This window comes from Sphingomicrobium clamense, from assembly GCF_019264355.1.
GTDB lineage: Bacteria > Pseudomonadota > Alphaproteobacteria > Sphingomonadales > Sphingomonadaceae > Sphingomicrobium > Sphingomicrobium clamense.
Window position 1 is genome coordinate 1,297,852 of the sequence record NZ_JAHVAH010000001.1, and the last position, 17,125, is coordinate 1,314,976.

General features: G+C 64.3%; 14 protein-coding genes. 10 read left to right on the forward strand and 4 right to left on the reverse strand.

Annotated elements, in window-relative coordinates; all coding sequences use genetic code 11:
• Both KTQ36_RS06730 and KTQ36_RS06735 read left to right on the forward strand, forming a co-directional pair.
• Positions 1-2,145: an RNA degradosome polyphosphate kinase gene (locus KTQ36_RS06730; RefSeq protein WP_218632934.1), complete on the forward strand. Its 2,145-nt coding sequence runs from the start codon at positions 1-3 to the stop codon at positions 2,143-2,145.
• Positions 2,145-3,611: a Ppx/GppA phosphatase family protein gene (locus tag KTQ36_RS06735; protein ID WP_218632935.1), complete on the forward strand. Its 1,467-nt coding sequence runs from the start codon at positions 2,145-2,147 to the stop codon at positions 3,609-3,611. Before KTQ36_RS06730 ends, KTQ36_RS06735 begins: the two co-directional genes overlap by 1 nt.
• Here KTQ36_RS06735 and KTQ36_RS06740 read toward each other — a convergent pair whose 3' ends face one another.
• Together KTQ36_RS06740 and rnd are read right to left on the reverse strand one after the other, a co-directional pair.
• On the reverse strand, positions 3,612-3,953 hold the full coding sequence (locus KTQ36_RS06740) for an I78 family peptidase inhibitor (protein ID WP_218632936.1): 342 nt from the start codon (positions 3,951-3,953) through the stop codon (positions 3,612-3,614).
• Between the two features lie 13 nt (positions 3,954-3,966).
• Entirely contained in the window at positions 3,967-5,136 is a 1,170-nt protein-coding gene (gene rnd, locus KTQ36_RS06745) for a ribonuclease D (RefSeq protein WP_218632937.1), read from the reverse strand.
• A 116-nt stretch (positions 5,137-5,252) separates the two neighbouring features.
• Here rnd and aspS point away from each other — a divergent pair, with 116 nt between their 5' ends.
• The 3 genes from aspS (at position 5,253) to KTQ36_RS06760 (ending at position 8,116) form a co-directional block, all read left to right on the forward strand.
• Complete coding sequence (gene aspS, locus KTQ36_RS06750; RefSeq protein WP_218632938.1) at positions 5,253-7,067, forward strand: aspartate--tRNA ligase; 1,815 nt, start codon at positions 5,253-5,255, stop codon at positions 7,065-7,067.
• A gap of 124 nt (positions 7,068-7,191) precedes the next feature.
• Entirely contained in the window at positions 7,192-7,959 is a 768-nt protein-coding gene (locus tag KTQ36_RS06755) for a polyphosphate kinase 2 family protein (protein ID WP_218632939.1), read from the forward strand.
• Positions 7,960-7,963: 4 nt separating this feature from the next.
• Complete coding sequence (locus KTQ36_RS06760; protein WP_218632940.1) at positions 7,964-8,116, forward strand: DUF2256 domain-containing protein; 153 nt, start codon at positions 7,964-7,966, stop codon at positions 8,114-8,116.
• Here the strand turns inward: KTQ36_RS06760 and greB are convergent.
• Both greB and KTQ36_RS06770 read right to left on the reverse strand, forming a co-directional pair.
• Entirely contained in the window at positions 8,101-8,592 is a 492-nt protein-coding gene (gene greB / locus KTQ36_RS06765) for a transcription elongation factor GreB (RefSeq protein WP_218632941.1), read from the reverse strand. The genes KTQ36_RS06760 and greB overlap by 16 nt on opposite strands.
• Positions 8,592-10,586, reverse strand: coding sequence for a lytic transglycosylase domain-containing protein (locus KTQ36_RS06770; protein WP_218632942.1), 1,995 nt, complete (start codon positions 10,584-10,586; stop codon positions 8,592-8,594). The genes greB and KTQ36_RS06770 overlap by 1 nt, the downstream gene beginning before the upstream one ends.
• 96 nt (positions 10,587-10,682) lie before the next feature.
• Here KTQ36_RS06770 and dapA point away from each other — a divergent pair, with 96 nt between their 5' ends.
• Genes dapA through KTQ36_RS06795 form a run of 5 tightly spaced genes read left to right on the forward strand, consistent with a single transcriptional unit; the run spans position 10,683 to position 17,111 of the window.
• Entirely contained in the window at positions 10,683-11,561 is an 879-nt protein-coding gene (dapA, locus tag KTQ36_RS06775; RefSeq protein ID WP_218632943.1) for a 4-hydroxy-tetrahydrodipicolinate synthase, read from the forward strand.
• Positions 11,558-12,028, forward strand: a complete 471-nt coding sequence (gene smpB / locus KTQ36_RS06780) for an SsrA-binding protein SmpB (protein WP_218632944.1) — start codon at positions 11,558-11,560, stop codon at positions 12,026-12,028. Before dapA ends, smpB begins: the two co-directional genes overlap by 4 nt.
• Positions 12,021-12,575 (forward strand): DUF2062 domain-containing protein, encoded by a 555-nt coding sequence (locus KTQ36_RS06785; RefSeq protein ID WP_218632945.1) that lies wholly within the window; start codon positions 12,021-12,023, stop codon positions 12,573-12,575. Before smpB ends, KTQ36_RS06785 begins: the two co-directional genes overlap by 8 nt.
• 18 nt (positions 12,576-12,593) lie before the next feature.
• Positions 12,594-14,681, forward strand: a complete 2,088-nt coding sequence (locus KTQ36_RS06790; protein ID WP_218632946.1) for a M13 family metallopeptidase — start codon at positions 12,594-12,596, stop codon at positions 14,679-14,681.
• Positions 14,682-14,690: 9 nt separating this feature from the next.
• Positions 14,691-17,111 (forward strand): hybrid sensor histidine kinase/response regulator, encoded by a 2,421-nt coding sequence (locus KTQ36_RS06795; RefSeq protein ID WP_218632947.1) that lies wholly within the window; start codon positions 14,691-14,693, stop codon positions 17,109-17,111.
• Positions 17,112-17,125: the final 14 nt, after the last annotated feature.

Sequence of the window (17,125 nt, forward strand, 5' to 3'; positions counted from 1 at the left end):
ATGGGCGGCGTGACCCTCAAGTCGATCGCAAAGCGGGGTCCGTCGCGCTTCTTCAACCGCGAGCTGTCGTGGCTGGCCTTCAATCGCCGCGTGCTCGACGAATCGCACAATCCCGCGCACCCCGTGCTAGAACGGTTGCGCTTCCTCTCCATCTCCGGCTCCAACCTCGACGAATTCTTCATGGTGCGCGTCGCCGGCCTCAAGGGCCAGCAGCTGCGCCTGGTCGAGGGGCGATCGACCGATGGGATGACTCCAGGCCAGCAGCTCGACGCCATCGCCAAGGAAGCCGACGAACTGGGCACCGAGCAGCAGGCACGCTGGATCGAATTGCGCGAAGCTCTCGCCGAACAGGGGCTGACCGTGGTTTCGGGCGAGGAGCTGACCGACGACGAGCGAGAATGGCTCGGCCACAAGTTCGAGAGCGAGATCATGCCCGTGCTCACGCCGCAGGCGATCGATCCCGCGCACCCTTTCCCGTTCGTGCCCAACGGCGTGCTGGGTCTCGTCTTCGACCTGAAACACGAGAAGAAGGCCGAGCGGGTCGTCGAACTGTTGCTGATCCCGCCGAGCCTGCCGCGTTATCTAGAGTTGCCGCGCGACAACGGAACGGTCCGCGTGATCCGCATCGAGTCGGTCATCCGCGCCTTTTTCGACCGGCTCTTTCCCGGGTTCGAGACGATCAGCGCGGGCGTGTTCCGCGTGCTGCGCGACAGCGATATCGAGATCGAGGAAGAAGCCGAGGACCTGGTGCGCCACTTCCGCTCGGCCATCCTTCGCCGCCGTCGCGGGCGCGTGATCCGGCTCGAACTGTCGACCGACATGCCCGACGAGCTGATCGCGCAGGTCGTCGACGGGCTCGAGGCGCACGAGGCGCTGACCGTCGAGAGTTCGGGGCTGATCGGGATTGCCGACCTGTCGCAGATCGTCGACATCGACCTGCCCGAATTGAAGTTCGAGCCGTACAGCCCGCGCTTTCCCGAACGGATCGTCGAATATGGCGGCGACGCCTTCGCGGCGATCCGCGCCAAGGATTTCGTGGTCCATCATCCCTATGAGAGTTTCGAGGTTGTGGTCGCCTTCCTGCGCCAGGCCGCCAACGATCCCGATGTCGTCGCGATCAAGCAGACGTTGTACCGCGCGGGCAAGCAGTCGGAGATTATCGACGCGCTGGTCACCGCGGCGGAAAACGGCAAGTCGGTGACGGCGGTGGTCGAGTTGAAAGCGCGGTTCGACGAGGAGCAGAATTTGTTCTGGTCCAACCGGCTCGAACGCGCGGGCGTGCAGGTGGTCTACGGCTTCATCGACTGGAAGACCCACGCGAAAGTGTCGATGGTGGTCCGCCGCGAAGGCGGGCGCATGCGCACATACTGCCATTTCGGCACCGGCAATTATCACCCGACGACGGCGCGCATCTATACCGACCTCAGCTTCTTCACGGCCTCGACGCGCGCCGCGCGGGACGCGAACAAGCTGTTCAATTTCGTCACCGGCTATGTCGAGCCCAAGAAGCTCGAGCTGATCTCGCTGTCGCCGGTCAATATGCGACAGAAGCTCAATCGGCTGATCGATGCGGAGATCGCCAATGCCAAGGAGGGCAAGCCCTCGGCGATCTGGGCGAAGATGAACAGCCTGGTGGACAGCAAGATCATCGACCGCCTCTACCTCGCCAGCCAGCAGGGGGTGTCGATCGACCTTGTGGTGCGCGGGATTTGCTGCCTTCGCCCGGGGATCGCGGGCCTGTCGGAGAATATCCGGGTGAAATCGGTCGTCGGCCGATTCCTCGAACATGCGCGCGTATTCGTGTTCGCCAATGGCGAGCGGCTGCCGCATCGCGGAGCGAAGGTGTTCATCTCGTCGGCCGACTGGATGCCGCGCAATCTCGATCGGCGGGTCGAATATATGATCCCGGTCGAGAATCCAACGGTGCACGCGCAGGTGCTCGACCAGGTGATGATCGCCAACCTGATCGACAACGAGCAGAGCTGGATGCTCGACGGGGACGGCTATTATTACCGGCTCGAACCGGGCAAGCGGCGCTTCAACCTGCACCAATATTTCATGAACAACCCTTCGCTGTCGGGGCGCGGTCAGGCGCTGGCGGGCAAGGCGGTGCCCAAGCTCAAGCTGGTGCAGCGCGGCGGCTGATGGGCAGGGCACCAAATTTCGGTCCGGTCGGCATCATCGACATCGGCTCCAACTCGGTGCGTCTCGTCGCTTATGCTGGTTCGGAGCGGGTACCGAGCGCGCTCTACAACGAGAAAGTGATGGCGGGGCTCGGCCGGACGACGGGCGAGGATGGCGAATTGTCCGAGGAAGCGATGGCCGCCGCGCTCGACACGCTCAAACGCTTTCGCCCGATCATCAAGGAAATGGGGCTGATCCGCGTGCGCGCGGTTGCGACGGCGGCAGTGCGCGATGCGCCCAATGGCGACGAATTCCTCAGGCAGGTGCGCAAGCTGGGGCTCAAGCCGCGCATCCTGTCGGGGGTCGAGGAAGCGACGATGGCGGCGCGCGGCGTGTTGTCGGGCATTCCCTGGGCGAAGGGGGTCGTGGCCGATCTGGGCGGTGGCAGCCTCGAACTGGCCGGCGTCGCGCGCGGCGCGGTGGGCGAGGGGGTGAGCATGCCGCTGGGGGTGCTCAAGGTCGGACCGGAACCCGATCGTGAGAAGTTGCTTGCCGACATCGAGGCGGGGATTGCGGGCACGAGGCTGCACTCTGCGGCGAAGGGGAATACGCTGTACCTGGTCGGCGGTTCGTTCCGTGCGCTGGCGCAGCTGGAGATGGAGCTGATCGAACATCCGCTCCCGATCGCGCACGAATATCGCCTGCATGCCGACCAGCTCGGGCCGCTGGGCGACTATGTCGAGGTGTCCAAGAAGCGCGAGATCAAGGAATATGACCGGGTCTCGAACCAGCGGATTCCGCACTTGCCGGCCGCCATCGCGATCCTCGAGACGCTGATTGAAGTGCTCGAGCCGAAGAAGGTGATCGTGTCGGCCTACGGGCTGCGCGAAGGGCTGCTCTACGCCGATCTCGACGAGCGGGTGCGGGGGCAGGACCCGCTGATGGCGGCGGCGTTCGAGATCGGGCACAAATTGGGGCGGTTCGGCGACCATGGCGCGCTGCTCGACCGCTGGATCGCGCCGCTCTTCCCGGGAGACCCGGCCAAGCTGGCGCGATTGCGGCGGGCGGCGTGCTTGCTCGCGGACATCGCCTGGAATGCGCATCCCGATTTCCGGGCGGAGCGTGCGCTGGACCTGGCGACGCACGGCAATTGGGTCGGGATCAACGCGCGGGGGCGGGCGATCCTCGGGCGCGCATTGTTTATCGCCTTCGGGGGCGATCCGTCGACGCCGAGCCCTTACGACGCGCTGATGAAGGACGGCGATGCCGAGCGCGCGCATCATTGGGGGCGCGCGATCCGCCTGGCGCAGCGTTTTTCTGCGGGAACGGCCAAGCCGCTGCGCAAGTCGGAGCTGTCACTCGAAGACGGGAAGATCGTGATGTCGCTCGCGAAGCGGCGCGAGGCGCTCTACTCGCCAGCGGTCGAGAAGCGTCACCACCAGCTGGCCGACGCGATGGGGATGGAGGCGGACCTCAGGCTCGACTGATCAGCCGCACGTGTGGCTGGTGATGACGTTGTTTTCGTCGAGCTGCACGCGCAGGCGGTCGGGGCGATAGTCCATCGTCACTGCGCTGTCCTTGGGCACCCACTGGAATTTGGTGGCGCCCGAAAGCTGCATCATCTCGCCTGCGAGTTCGGTGCTGGCGGTGCGGCCGACGAAGCCGTCGGCGGCCATCAGCGCGTCCTGGTTGCAGACCCCGCCGTCACCGCCGCGCACGCGGGGTTCTTCCTTGCCGACATTGGCGTAGACCGGGCGACCGTCGGTGCCGACATTCGCCATGCAGGCGGTCAGGACGAGGGGCAGGGCAGTCAGCATCACGATACGCATGTCGGGTCTCCTATCAGGCTTCGATCCGGCTCATCTTGAGTTTGCCATCTTCGGTCGCGAAGGCCAAGCGGCCCTCCACGAGGTCGAGCGCATCGCGCCCGAACTCCTCGAACCGCCAGCCCGAGAGGATGTCGAGATCCTCGCGCACCCCGGCGGCCAGCATCTCGAGATCCGAGGCGCGCGCGATTAGGCGGGGCGCGACACCGGCTTCCTTCGAGCGGATCTTGAGCAGCAATTTGAGCAAGTCGCTGACCAGCGCCGCGTCCTTGGTCAGGCCGGGACGACGCGGCTTTTTCTTGGGCATTTCGTCGGGCGAGAGCGGCTCGGCATTCTCGATCGCCTCCATCAGGCGTGCGCCGATATCATTGTCGCGCCAGCCCTTCGACAGGCCGCGGACCTTGACGAGATCCTCCTGCCGCTTGGGCGGGTGCGAGGCGAGTTCGCCCAGCGTATCGTCCTTGACGATGCGACCGCGGGGCAAATTCTTGCCGCGCGCTTCGACCTCGCGCCACGCGGCGATGGCCTTGAGGCGACCGAGCACGGCGGGATTTCGCGAAGGCTGCTTCAGGCGTTTCCACGCGTCTTCGGGCTCGAAGGCGAAGCTCGACGGATCGGCAAGCCGCGCCATTTCTTCGTCGAGCCAGGCACCGCGCCCCGTCGCTTGTAGTTTTTCCAGCAATTGCGGGAAAATCTCGATCAGGTGGGTGACGTCGGCGATCGCATAGTCAAGCTGGCGCTTGTCAAGCGGGCGGCGCGACCAGTCGGTGAAACGCGCGCCCTTGTCGAGCGTGATGCCGAGCACTGCCTGCACGAGGTTGGCGTAGCCGACCTGTTCACCATATCCCAAGGCCATCGCCGCGATCTGCGTGTCGAATAGCGGGGCCGGGACCTTGTCGGTCAGGTTGTGGAAGATTTCGAGATCCTGCCCGCCGGCATGGAAGATCTTGAGGACTTCACGGTTTTCAACCAGCAAGTCGAGCAAGGGTTCGAGATCGATGCCGTCTGCGAGCGGATCGACCGCCGCGGCTTCCTCGTCGCTCGCGATCTGTACAAGGCACAGCTCGGGCCAATAGGTGTTTTCGCGCATGAACTCGGTATCGACGGCAACCCATTCCTTGGTTGCCAGCCGTTCGCATAATGCTTCGAGTTCGTCGGTTTTCGTAATTAACGGATGAATTTTCATGTGAGGGGCGCCCTAGCGCGTTTCATCGCCTTGACAAAGGGGCTTCGCGTCCTGAAAGCGCGCCCGCACGAATTTTTCTTCCGCACAACATATTCAAGCACACGGGTTTTTCCATCATGCACGCCTATCGTAGCCATCATTGCGCAGCGCTGACCAAGGACAATATCGGCGATACCGTTCGCCTGTCGGGCTGGATCCATCGCAAGCGCGACCATGGCGGCGTGCTGTTCGTCGACCTGCGCGACCATTTCGGCATCACCCAGATCGTCGCCGACGAAGACAGCCCGGCACTGCCGATCTTCGAGAAGCTGCGCGTCGAGAGCGTGGTGACGATCGACGGCGAGGTGAAGGCGCGCGCCGAAGGGACCACCAACGCCAACCTGCCAACCGGCGAAATCGAAGTGTTCGCTCGGTCGGTGAACGTGCAGTCGGAAGCTGCCGAGCTCCCCATGCCGGTCGCGGGCGAGCAGGACTATCCGGAAGAAATCCGCCTCCGCTATCGCTACCTCGATCTTCGTCGCAAGACGATGCACGACAATATCATGCTGCGTTCGGCGGTCATCGCCTCGATCCGCAAGCGCATGATCGAGCAGGGCTTCACCGAATTCCAGACGCCGATCCTGACCGCATCGTCGCCCGAAGGTGCGCGCGATTACCTGGTGCCGAGCCGCGTGCACCCGGGCAAATTCTACGCGCTCCCGCAGGCGCCGCAGATGTTCAAGCAGCTGATGATGGTCGCGGGCTTCGACAAATATTTCCAGATCGCACCCTGCTTCCGCGACGAAGACGCGCGTGCCGACCGCAGCCCCGGTGAATTCTACCAGCTCGACTTCGAGATGAGCTTCGTGACGCAGGACGACGTGTTCAACGCGATCGAGCCCGTGCTCGCCGGCCTGTTCGAGGAATTCGCCAACGGCCGCAAGGTGACGCCCGCGGGTGAATTCCCGCGCATCCCCTACAAGGAAGCGATGCTCAAATACGGGTCGGACAAGCCCGACCTGCGCAATCCGATCATCATTTCCGATGTCGGCAGCCATTTCGAGGGCTCGGGCTTCGGCCTGTTCGCCAAGATCGTCGATGGCGGCGGCGTGGTACGCGCGATCCCCGCGCCGGGGACCGCGGAAAAGAGCCGCAAATTCTTCGACGAGATGAACGATTGGGCGCGCGGCGAAGGCTATGCCGGCCTCGGCTATGCCACCCGCAAGGGCGGCGAGTGGGGCGGTCCCATCGCCAAGAACCATGGTCCCGAGAAGATGGACAAGCTGGCCGACGAACTGGGCCTCGGACCCGATGACGGCCTGTTCTTCGCTGCCGGCAAGGAAGGCGAGGCCGCCAAGCTCGCCGGCGCGGCCCGCACCCGCGTCGCCGAAAAGCTCGATCTGATCGAGGAAGGCGAATTTAAGTTTTGCTGGATCGTCGATTTCCCGATGTTCGAACTGGACGAGGATACGGGCAAGATCGACTTCTCGCACAATCCCTTCTCGATGCCGCAGGGCGAGATGGAAGCGCTGGAGACCAAGGACCCGCTCGACATCCTCGCCTGGCAGTATGACATTGTCTGCAACGGCGTCGAACTCTCCTCGGGCGCGATCCGGAACCACCGTCCGGACATCATGTACAAGGCGTTCGAAATTGCCGGCTATTCCAAGGACGAGGTCGACAGCAACTTCCCCGGCATGATCGGGGCGTTCAAGTTCGGCGCGCCGCCGCACGGTGGCTCGGCCCCGGGCGTCGACCGCATCGTCATGCTGCTCGCCGACGAACCGAATATTCGCGAAGTCATCCTCTTCCCGATGAACCAGAAGGCCGAAGACCTGATGATGAACGCGCCGTCGCCGGTGACCGCTCAGCAGCTCAAGGAGCTGAGCCTCAAGGTGGTCGAGCCGCCCAAGGCGAAGGTCAATCCGGCCGAGGTCGTCGAAAAGAACTGACACTATTAACGAAGATTGCTGTAGATCAACATTCTGCGGCAAGTCTGCAACAGCTAATCGCGAACCAAAGCCCTTTCGTGCCAAAGGGCTAGCGCAATTGGCGACAGGCGGTTAATTCCGCCTTGTGCCGATCGAATTAACCGAGGCCGGACGGGGGGCGCCGTTCACGGGCGATTATGAAGCAGAGCTGTTTGCGCTGCAGACCCGGTTGGCGCGCCTGCAACGCGCGCAGCTTGTCTATCGCCGTCGCGCACTCGTGATCTTCGAAGGTTGGGAAGGCTCGGGGCTCCGCGCCACGCTGAAGCGGCTCGTGGGCGCCCTGGACCCATGCTTCGTCGCCACGCACCATATCGAGGCTGATGACGAGTTCGACCGCGACCGCCACTGGCTCGCGCCCTTCTGGACCAAGCTGCCGAGCGGCGGCAACACGTCGCTTTTCCTGCATAGCTGGCACCGCCAACTGGTCGATGCGAGTGTCGCGGGGCAGGTCGACGAGGACCGTTTTGCGCGCCGCTGCGACGAGGTGAACGAGTTCGAGGCGCAGCAGGGCGATCACGACACGATGGTCATCAAGATGTTCTTCGACGTGACCGAGGAAGTGCAGGCCGACCGCCTTGCCGAGCGTCGTTCGGATCCGTGGAAAGCCTTGCTGACGACCGACGATAACCTCTCGGGCGACGAGCGCGCGGCCTATCGCGAACGGTGGAACGCGCTGTTCCGCCAGACCGATACGCGCTGGGCGCCGTGGCTGCTGATCGACGGCAACGACAAGCGCGGATCGCGCATCGCGGCGCTGACCGCCATCGCCGACACGCTGGAGAAAGCCCTGCCGGGGGAGCCCCCGCGCGCAGAGGATAACGTCGTCGACTTCCCCTCCAGCGCGTCGCGCTGACCCCGTGCGCAAGAAGCGCGACCTCCCGACCAAGGACTGCGCGACCTGCGGGCGCCCGTTCGCATGGCGAAAGAAATGGGCGAAGGTCTGGGACGAGGTAAAATATTGCTCCGAGCGCTGTCGCAAGGAGCGGGGGCGGCGTCAGGCCGACGGGTAGGTGATGTCGATCACTTCGTAAAATTTCTCGCCCGAGGGCAGGCGGACGCCGCGCTCGTCTCCGACGCGGGTGCCGATAAAGGCGCGCGCGATCGGTGCGGACCAGCCGACGCGGCCCTGTCCGGCGTCGGTCTCATCGTCGCCGACGATGGTGATAACGCGTTGCGTATCATCCTCATCGACAAGCGTAACGGTGGCGCCGAAGCGCACTTCGTCGCGCCGCTCGCACCTGGCCGGATCGACGACCTTGGCGTCCTTCATGACCTTCGAAAGATAGCCGATGCGGCGGTCGATCTCGCGCAACTTCTTGCGCCCGTAGATATAGTCGCCATTTTCAGAGCGGTCGCCATTGCCGGCTGCCCAGCTGATCACTTCGACCAGCTTGGGGCGTTCGTCGCCTAACAACTCGTCATATTCCTTGCGGATCGCCGCGAAGCCGTCAGGCGTGATGTAGCGCGGCCGCTTGCTGACGCTCATCAGCCGGGGCGGTTGGACTTGCCGAGATGGCGCGAGACGTGGACCGGGCCGTAGCGCGGGACATACGGGTTGAGCCGGTCGTAGACCGCCGCATTTTCCACCACGCGCTGGACGTAACCGCGGGTTTCGCCGAACGGGATCTGCTCGATCCACTCGAGCGTGTCGACGTTGTTCGTGCGCGGGTCGCCGTAGCGGTTCACCCACTTCTGCACATTGCCCATGCCGCCATTATAGCTTGCCGCCGCCAGCGGGACGTTGCCGTCCCAGTAGCGGATCAGCCAGTCGATATAGGCAGTGCCGATGGTGACGTTGTAAGTCGGGTCCTGCGTCAGGCGCGCGGTGCTGTAGGGCAGGCCGACCTTGCGCGCCCATTCGCGGCCGGTCGAGGGGATGATCTGCATCATCCCGTGCGCGTTGGCGTGGCTGACGACCGAGCGGTCGAACGAGCTTTCCTGGCGCGTAATGCCGTGTGCGACCGACCAGATTTCGCCCCCGCGCACGCCCGCCGGGTGCACCGGGAAGGCTTCGCGATAGTAAAAGGGCGTGCCGGCGTTGCGCGCCGAGCGGGCGATCCAGACGCCGATGTCGGGCCGGTCGATGCGGCGGCCCAGTTCGAAGGCGAGCAGGCGCTCGTCACGCGAATCGAGCGATTCCGACATGGCGCGAACGAACTTGGTCGCGGTGTCGCGATCGTTGACCAGGCGCGGCAGCGCGGCGACGATCGGGCGCGTGTAGAAGGCCTGGCGCGCCTCGGGCGAGACCGTGGCGATGGGCGCGCTCGGCGGCACCGGGATCTCGCGGCCCAGTCGCTCTAGCGCGAGCTGGCCATAAAAGAGGTCGGGATAAGCGGCGGCGCGCTCGAAATAGGCATTGGCGCGTTGCGGCTGTCCAGCTTCGGCAAGTGCGCGGCCGGCCCAATAGAGCCCCTTCGATTCGACCTGGAGCGATCGACCGCCCTGCGAATAGGCGTCGAACATCTTGGCGGCCCAGTCCTTGCGGTCGAGCTTGTCCATCGCGGTTCGCCCGGCGAGCCAGGCGAGCGAGGTGAACTTGTCGCGCACGCCATAAGGCTGGAGCTTGAGATCGGTGCCCAGCGGGTAGGCATCGTCCAGCTGTCGCGAGATGTTGAAAGCAGTGGTCCACGCCCCGCGATCTGCCGCCTCGTTAGCCGCGAGCAGGAGCATTTCGTACCACTTGTCGAGATCGGTCGGCAGGATTTCGAAGCGATGTTCCTGCGCCAGCAACGACTGCGCGGCCATGTTCTGACCTGTCGAGCGCAGGTAGCGCGCGCGGTCCATCATGAGGCCGGCATCGCTGGTCACGCGGTTGCTGACGGCGTTGTAGCGCGACGCATCGCGGCGCTGGAGTGCGACACGGGCTTCGAATACGGCACGGCGCGCGGGCGAGGCCAGGGGGATGAGCCCTTCGGCTCGCGAGACTTCCTTCTGGAACAGTAGGGCGTCGATGCGCTTGTCATGGTCGGCCGAGGTCAGCTGGTTTCCGAATAGCTGACGGACGTCGTTATAGGCGTTGCCGTCGAGATCGGGATGCGCCCAGGCGTTGCGCGCGGCGGACAGCGCCTCGCTTTCGCGTCCCTCGGTGCGATAGGCGCGCGCCAACACGGCCCAACCGTTTGCGGTCTGGGGCGCGCGGATCTTGAAGAAATCGGTGACGAGACGCGGCGGGGTCGAGGTCGTGAACGCGCGCTCGGTCCGCAGACGCAAGCTGTCTCCGCCATTCTCGTTATAGATGCCGGGCCAGTCGGGATAAGCGAGCGCGAACTGCGCTGCGCGCACCGGATCGGAAATGGTCCGCATCTGCGTCCACACGCGCCAGTCGGCGATCGCCCGGTCGATGACACGGGCGTCGGGCGGACGGACGTTGACGACCTGCTGGCTAGCGGCTGTACTGCTAGTGGGCGCAGGCGTGACTTGCGAGGAGACTGCCGTCGAAGACAGCAGCAAGATGGTGGCGGTAGTGAGGGCGCGTCTCATGCTGGACATCCTATGCAACTGGTCCTTATCAGGCGCTGAACGATACCACTTGGCGACGGTTCAATCGCTGAAGTGTTCCATGAGAGGGATGAATTCATGTTTTTCGGCTCGATTCCGGCCCTGGTAACCCCGTTCAAGGACGGTGAGGTCGATGAAGCCGCATTCCGCGATTTTGTCGAGTGGCAAATCGACGAGGGCTCGAACGGGCTGGTTCCGTGCGGGACGACCGGCGAAGTGGCGACCCTGTCGAGCGCGGAGCAGCGCCAGGTCATCGCGGCGACGGTCGAGGTCTCTAACGGCCGTGTTCCCGTCATCGCGGGATGCGGCGGGTATAATACGGCTTCGGTGATCGAAGCGACCAAGGCGGCGGGCGATGTCGGTGCCGATGCCGCGCTATGCGTCGTGCCCTATTACAACAAGCCGAGCCAGGCGGGCCTTGTCGCGCATTATGCGGCAGTCGCTGACGCATCGCCGATCCCGATCGTCGTCTATAACGTGCCGGGCCGGACCGTGGTGGACCTGCAGACCCCCGCGCTGGCGGAGATTGCAAGGCACGAGAAGGTCGTCGCGATCAAGGACGCGACCGGCAATGTCGGACGCGTCACCGAACAGCGCACGGCGTGCGGCGAGGAATTCATCCAACTGTCGGGCGACGATCCAACCGCGCTCGGGTTCAACATTTCGGGCGGCGTTGGGTGCATTTCGGTCACGGCAAACGTCGCGCCCAACTTGTGTTCGCAGTTGCAGGCTGCCATGCGCGATGGCGATTGGGACCGGGCGCGTGACCTGCAAGGGCGGCTCTACGCGCTGCATCTTGCGATGTTCGCCGACGCGTCACCGGGGCCTGCGAAATATGCGCTCTCGAAGGTGCGTCCCGGCTTTTCGACCGAAGTGCGCCTACCGCTGACCGAGCCGTCGGATGCGGCGAAGAAGGCGGTCGATGCCGCGATGGCGACTGCGGGGCTAGCTGGATGAGCAAGGCCTTCAACAAGGTCAAGATCGTCGCCGACAATCGGCGGGCTTTCTACGAGTATGCGGTCGAGGAGCGTTTCGAGGCCGGGATCGAGCTGCGTGGCACCGAGGTAAAATCACTCCGCAATGGCGAGGCGAATATCGCCGAAAGCTATGTCGCGGTCGAGGATGGCGAGGTCTGGCTGATCAACGCGCATGTCCCCGAATATTCGCACGGCAATCGGCTCAATCACGACCCGCGCCGCCGTCGCCGGCTGCTGCTACACGCACGCGAGATCAACAAGCTGTTCGGCGCGGTCGGGCGGCAGGGCCTGACGATCGTGCCGCTATCGATGTATTTCAACGGCGACGGACGCGCCAAGCTCGAGATTGCGCTGGCCAAGGGCAAAAAGGCGCACGACAAGCGGGCAGCGATCAAGGAACGCGACTGGAAGCGGGAGCAGGGACGGTTGTTGCGTAACCATGGATAAGAAGTTCCTGAAATGGGTTCATCGCAACTCTCCCACGCGCCATGAGCTGGCCGAAAGCCGCTGGCTGCGTCCGGTGCGCAAATATATCCTGGCCTCGGAATATTGGCGCTTCACGCGGCGCAGCGTCCCGCGCGCCATCTGGGCGGGTACGTTCATCGGCATCTTCCTGATGATCCCGGGGCTGCAGATGATCGGCGCGACGATGATGTCTATCCCGCTACGCGCCAACATCCCGGTGGCGGCCGCGATCACCTGGATCTCCAACCCCTTCACCACGCCGTTCTTCCTCGTCGCCGCGCTCGAGGTTGGCGGGATGCTCGGTTTTCCGACCGACTTTGCCGCCTTCATGGACCTGTTCGGTGAAGAGGCGAGCGTGCAGCGCTGGATCGACTGGCTCTATTCGGCGGCCGCGCCGTCGATGATCGTCGGCCTCTTCATCATCGCCTTCATCTCGGCTTGGGTGGCCTATTTCCTGTCGTTGGTCGGATGGCGCTTGTGGGTGGCGCGCAAATGGCGTCAACGTCCGGCAAGCGACAATATCGTTTAGAATTTCAAGGAGCTTTCGATGACCCGTTTCCTTCCCGTCCTACTTGCCGGCACTGCGCTAAGTGCCTGCGCCACCACCTATGACAGCGCGACCGCAACGACGGCCGAGATTGAAACGGAAAATGAGGTGGTCGAGCAGTTGTCCGACGATCCGGCAGGGCAGGCGGAGCTGGGCAATTACGGGTTCGATATCGCCGGTATGGACAGCAGCGTCGATGCCGGCGACGACTTCTATGCCTACGCCAACGGCGTCTGGGCGGCGAATACCGAGATCCCCGACGACAAGACCAATTACGGCATGTTCACCGCGCTCTCCGACCTGTCGGAAGAACGCACGCAAGGGATCATCGACGAGATGATCGCCGATCCGTCGAGCCGCGTGGGCATCGCCTACCGCGCCTATGTCGACACCGACACGATCGACGCCAAGGGCCTCGCCCCGATCCAGCCGATCCTCGACAAGATCGACGCGATCGAAAGCTTCGACGACTATGCGCGCGTCATGGCCGAGCTCGACATTATCGGTATCGGCGGCAAGCCGTTCGGCGTATTCGTCGGGCAGGATCGCGGCAATTCCGAGCGCTACCTGACCAGCGTCTACCAGAGCGGCACGAGCCTTCCCGATCGCGACTATTATCTCGACCTCGAGAATGAGCGTTTCGCCAAGGTTCGCGAAGCGCTGGTCGACACGGGCGCGAAGCTGCTGACGATGATTGGCGAAGACAATGCGCGCGCACGCGCCGAGGCCATGCTCGCTTTCGAAACCGAGCTCGCCAAGATCCACTGGGACCGCAACAAGCTGTCCGACAGCGAGGCGACCTACAACCTTTCGAGCTTCGCCGAGCTGAAGGCGCTGGCGCCCGAATTCGACTGGGACACCTATGTCGCGGTCAACATGCCGGGCAAGTCGGTCGACGAGCTCAACATCGGCACGCCGGATTCGATCGCTGCAGGCGTCAAGCTGGCCGCCGAGGCCGATCTCCAGGTGCTCAAGGACAAGGCGCGCCTGTCGGCGATCACCGGCTACTCGTCGGTGCTGCCGACCGAAGTCGACGACACCGTCTTTGCCTTTCAGAGCGTGCTGACCGGTCAGCCGTCGCAGCGCGAGCGCTGGAAGCGCGGCGTCAGCTTCGTCTCGGGTAACCTGCGCGACGATCTGGGCAAGGTTTATGCCGAGCGCTACTTCCCCGCCGAGACCAAGGCCGAGATGCAGAAGCTGGTCGACAATGTCGTCGTCGCGATGCGCGACCGCATCCTCACCGCCGACTGGATGGCCGAGCCGACCAAGGCGCAGGCGATCGACAAGCTCAACCGCTTCACGGTCAAGATCGGCTATCCCGACAAGTGGATGGACTATGACGGGCTGACGATGGTCGAGGGCGACGCGTTCGGCAATGCGGTGCGCGCCAACGAGTGGGGACATTGGGACAGCGTCAACCGCCTCGGCGGTCCAATCCAGCGCTGGCGCTGGGGCATGGCGCCGATGACGGTCAACGCCTACGCGAACTTCGGCATGATGGAGATCGTCTTCCCCGCCTCGATCCTGCAGGCGCCTTTCTTCGACCCCAACGCAGACGCGGCCTACAATTATGGTGGCATCGGCGCGGTGATCGGCCACGAAATCAGCCACCACTTCGACGACCAGGGCGCCAAGTATGACAGCAATGGCAACCTCAACAATTGGTGGACCGAAGAGGATTACGCCAATTTCGAAGCACGCGGCAAAGCGCTGATCGAGCAGTACAACACCTACGAGATCTTCCCCGGCGAATATGTCGACGGTGAATTCACTTTGGGTGAGAATATCGGCGACCTCGCGGGACTCTCGATCGCTTACGATGCCTACAGGGCGTCGCTGGGCGGCGAGGAAGCGCCGGTGCTCGACGGGCTGACCGGCGACCAGCGCTTCTTCCTCGGTTGGGCGCAGGTCTGGCGCCGCAACTATCGCGACGAAGAACTCAAGAACCGGCTCAAGACCGACAGCCATTCGCCCTCGATCCAGCGGACCTGGGTCGTGCGCAACATGGATGCGTGGTACGATGCCTTCAGCGTGGACGCGGACGATGCGATGTATCTCCCGCCCGAAGAGCGCGTCACCGTCTGGTAGGGAGCCTCAATGCTCGAACGGCATACACCGCTTCTCGAAGCTCTGCCCGAAGACGAAGGGTCGCGCTGGCTGGTGCCGGGGCTGACCGCGGCGGCGGTGCTTTCGGGAGCGGTGTTGCTGTTGGCGGCGGGCAAGCCGCTGATTGCGCTCGGCTTCGTCGCCTTCCTGTTGCTCGTGATGGGCATCGCGTGGTGGATCGACCGGCGCGACGATGACGGCTTCGCGCCGTCGAGTGCCGAAGTGCTCCCGCTGACCCTCGGCGCGCCGCCCGACCTGGTGGTTGTGGCGGCGACGATGGCGTTGACCGACGATGCCGCGGCGCTGACCGATGGCGAAGGGCGCGCGGTCTCGCTCAACCCGGCGTGGCGTAAGCGTTTCGGCAGCGATGCCAATGCGTTCGACATCGTCGAGGACGAAAAGGCGCGCGAGAAATTCGTCCGCGCCCGCGACAAGGCGCTGCGCGAAGGCGAGGCGGTGGCGCAGCGGGTCGGCGGCGACGGACCGCCGCTCGACCTCGTCATCCGCCGCGTAGGTGACGGTGCGCCGATGCTGCTGCTGCACGTGCGCGGCGCGACCAAGCCCGACCTTCTGCAAGTGGCTGCCAAGCGCATTGCCGGCGCGACGGGCTCGCGGCTCGCCAATGCCGGTGTGCTGGCAGCCCTGGTCGACGATCGCGGATACTTGCTGGCGGCCAACAAGCCATTTTCGGTGCGTGCGGTGGGCGAGCGCCCGCGCAAGCGCCCCCGCTTTTCCGACCTCGTCAGCACAACCGAAGACGGGCTGATCCGCCTCAATGCCGAGGGCGAGAACGGGTCGCAATTGCGCGCTGTCCATGTGCCGATCGATCCCAGCCAGGATGGCGGGGCGGGCACGCTCCTGATGTTCGAGGGCGGCGAGCAGGCAGGGCTTGCGACCAGCGACAACGTGCAGGTCCTGCTCGAAATGTTGCCGCTCGGTCTCGCCTTGGTCGATCGCGACGGACGCTTCCTGACCATGAACGGCGCGTTTCGGACGGCCGCGGGGATAGGCGAGGAAGGCGCGCCGAGCTATCCCGGCGATCTCGTCGTCAAAGAAGACAAGGGCGCCGTGGCCGATGCGGTGCGGCGCCATGTGCGCGGTCCCTCGATGAGCGCCGACCTCGCGGTGCGCCTGTCGAGCCAGCCCAAAGAGCCGGTCGCGCTGACCGTGGCGGGGCTGCGCGGGATCGGCGATGCGGCGGTGCTGCTGCTGCTCAAGGACAATAGCGAGGAAGCCAAGCTCAAGCGCCAGATCGCGCAGGCGACCAAGATGCAGGCGGTCGGCCAGCTCGCGGGCGGCGTCGCGCACGATTTCAACAATATCCTGACCGCGATCCTGGGTCATTGCGACCTGATGCTGATGCGGCACACGCCCGGCGACAGCGATTATGACGATATCCAGCAGATCAAGTCGAACGCCAATCGCGCTGCCGGCCTGACCCGACAGCTGCTGGCCTTCTCGCGCCAGCAGACGTTGCGGCCCCAAACGCTGCAGCTGCCCGACGTGGTCAGCGAAGTGTCGCATCTCCTGAAGCGCCTGCTGGGCGAGACGGTCGAGCTCAAGGTCAAGCATGGGCGCGAACTGGGGGCGGTTCGGGCCGACCCGGGGCAGCTCGAACAGGTCATCGTCAACCTCTCGGTCAACGCGCGCGACGCAATGGCGGAGAAAGGCGGCGGGACGCTGACCATCCAGACCTATGCCGTGCGCGCCGACCAGGTCGCCGATATCGGCAGCGAGATCCTGCCGGTGGCGGACTATAGCTGCCTGTCGATCGCCGACACCGGATCGGGCATCCCGCCCTCGGTGCTGGGTAAGATTTTCGAGCCTTTCTTCACCACCAAGGAGGTCGGCAAGGGCACCGGGCTCGGCCTGTCGACCGTTTACGGCATCGTCAAGCAGTCGGGTGGCTTCATCTTTGCCGACAGCAAGGTCGGCGAGGGGACGGAGTTCGTCATCTACCTCCCCGTGCACGAAGTGGGCGAGCAGGAAGCCAAGCAGCGCGCGATCAAGGCGCCTGACGAGGATAGCGAATTGTGGGGCTCGGGCACTATCCTGCTGGTCGAGGACGAGCCGATGGTGCGCACCGTGGCGCAGCGCGCGCTCACGCGTCACGGCTACGAAGTGCTTACCGCGACCAATGGCGAAGAGGCGCTCGAGATCATCGACAAGGGCGAGGAGATCGTGCTGCTTGTTTCCGACGTCGTTATGCCGCTGATGGATGGCCCGACCATGGGTCGCAAGGCGCGCGAAACGCGGCCGGGCATGCCGATCCTCTTCATGTCGGGATACGCCGAAGAGCAGCTCAGGAAATCGATCGACATCGACCAGGTCGACTTCCTGCCCAAGCCTTTCTCGGTCCAGGAACTGGCCGAGAAGGTGAGGAGCGTCTTAGCAAAGGATGGTGACGAATAGGGTTGGCGAGACCG

Bases quoted from the DNA above. Each gene is read 5' to 3' on its own strand.
- KTQ36_RS06730 (WP_218632934.1), top strand. From the start codon at position 1: ATGGGCGGCGTGACCCTCAAGTCGATCGCAAAGCGGGGTCCGTCGCGC.
- KTQ36_RS06735 (WP_218632935.1), top strand. From the start codon at position 2,145: ATGGGCAGGGCACCAAATTTCGGTCCGGTCGGCATCATCGACATCGGC.
- KTQ36_RS06740 (WP_218632936.1), bottom strand. From the start codon at position 3,953: ATGCGTATCGTGATGCTGACTGCCCTGCCCCTCGTCCTGACCGCCTGC.
- rnd (WP_218632937.1), bottom strand. From the start codon at position 5,136: ATGAAAATTCATCCGTTAATTACGAAAACCGACGAACTCGAAGCATTA.
- aspS (WP_218632938.1), top strand. From the start codon at position 5,253: ATGCACGCCTATCGTAGCCATCATTGCGCAGCGCTGACCAAGGACAAT.
- greB (WP_218632941.1), bottom strand. From the start codon at position 8,592: ATGAGCGTCAGCAAGCGGCCGCGCTACATCACGCCTGACGGCTTCGCG.
- KTQ36_RS06770 (WP_218632942.1), bottom strand. From the start codon at position 10,586: ATGAGACGCGCCCTCACTACCGCCACCATCTTGCTGCTGTCTTCGACG.
- dapA (WP_218632943.1), top strand. From the start codon at position 10,683: ATGTTTTTCGGCTCGATTCCGGCCCTGGTAACCCCGTTCAAGGACGGT.
- smpB (WP_218632944.1), top strand. From the start codon at position 11,558: ATGAGCAAGGCCTTCAACAAGGTCAAGATCGTCGCCGACAATCGGCGG.
- KTQ36_RS06785 (WP_218632945.1), top strand. From the start codon at position 12,021: ATGGATAAGAAGTTCCTGAAATGGGTTCATCGCAACTCTCCCACGCGC.
- KTQ36_RS06790 (WP_218632946.1), top strand. From the start codon at position 12,594: ATGACCCGTTTCCTTCCCGTCCTACTTGCCGGCACTGCGCTAAGTGCC.
- KTQ36_RS06795 (WP_218632947.1), top strand. From the start codon at position 14,691: ATGCTCGAACGGCATACACCGCTTCTCGAAGCTCTGCCCGAAGACGAA.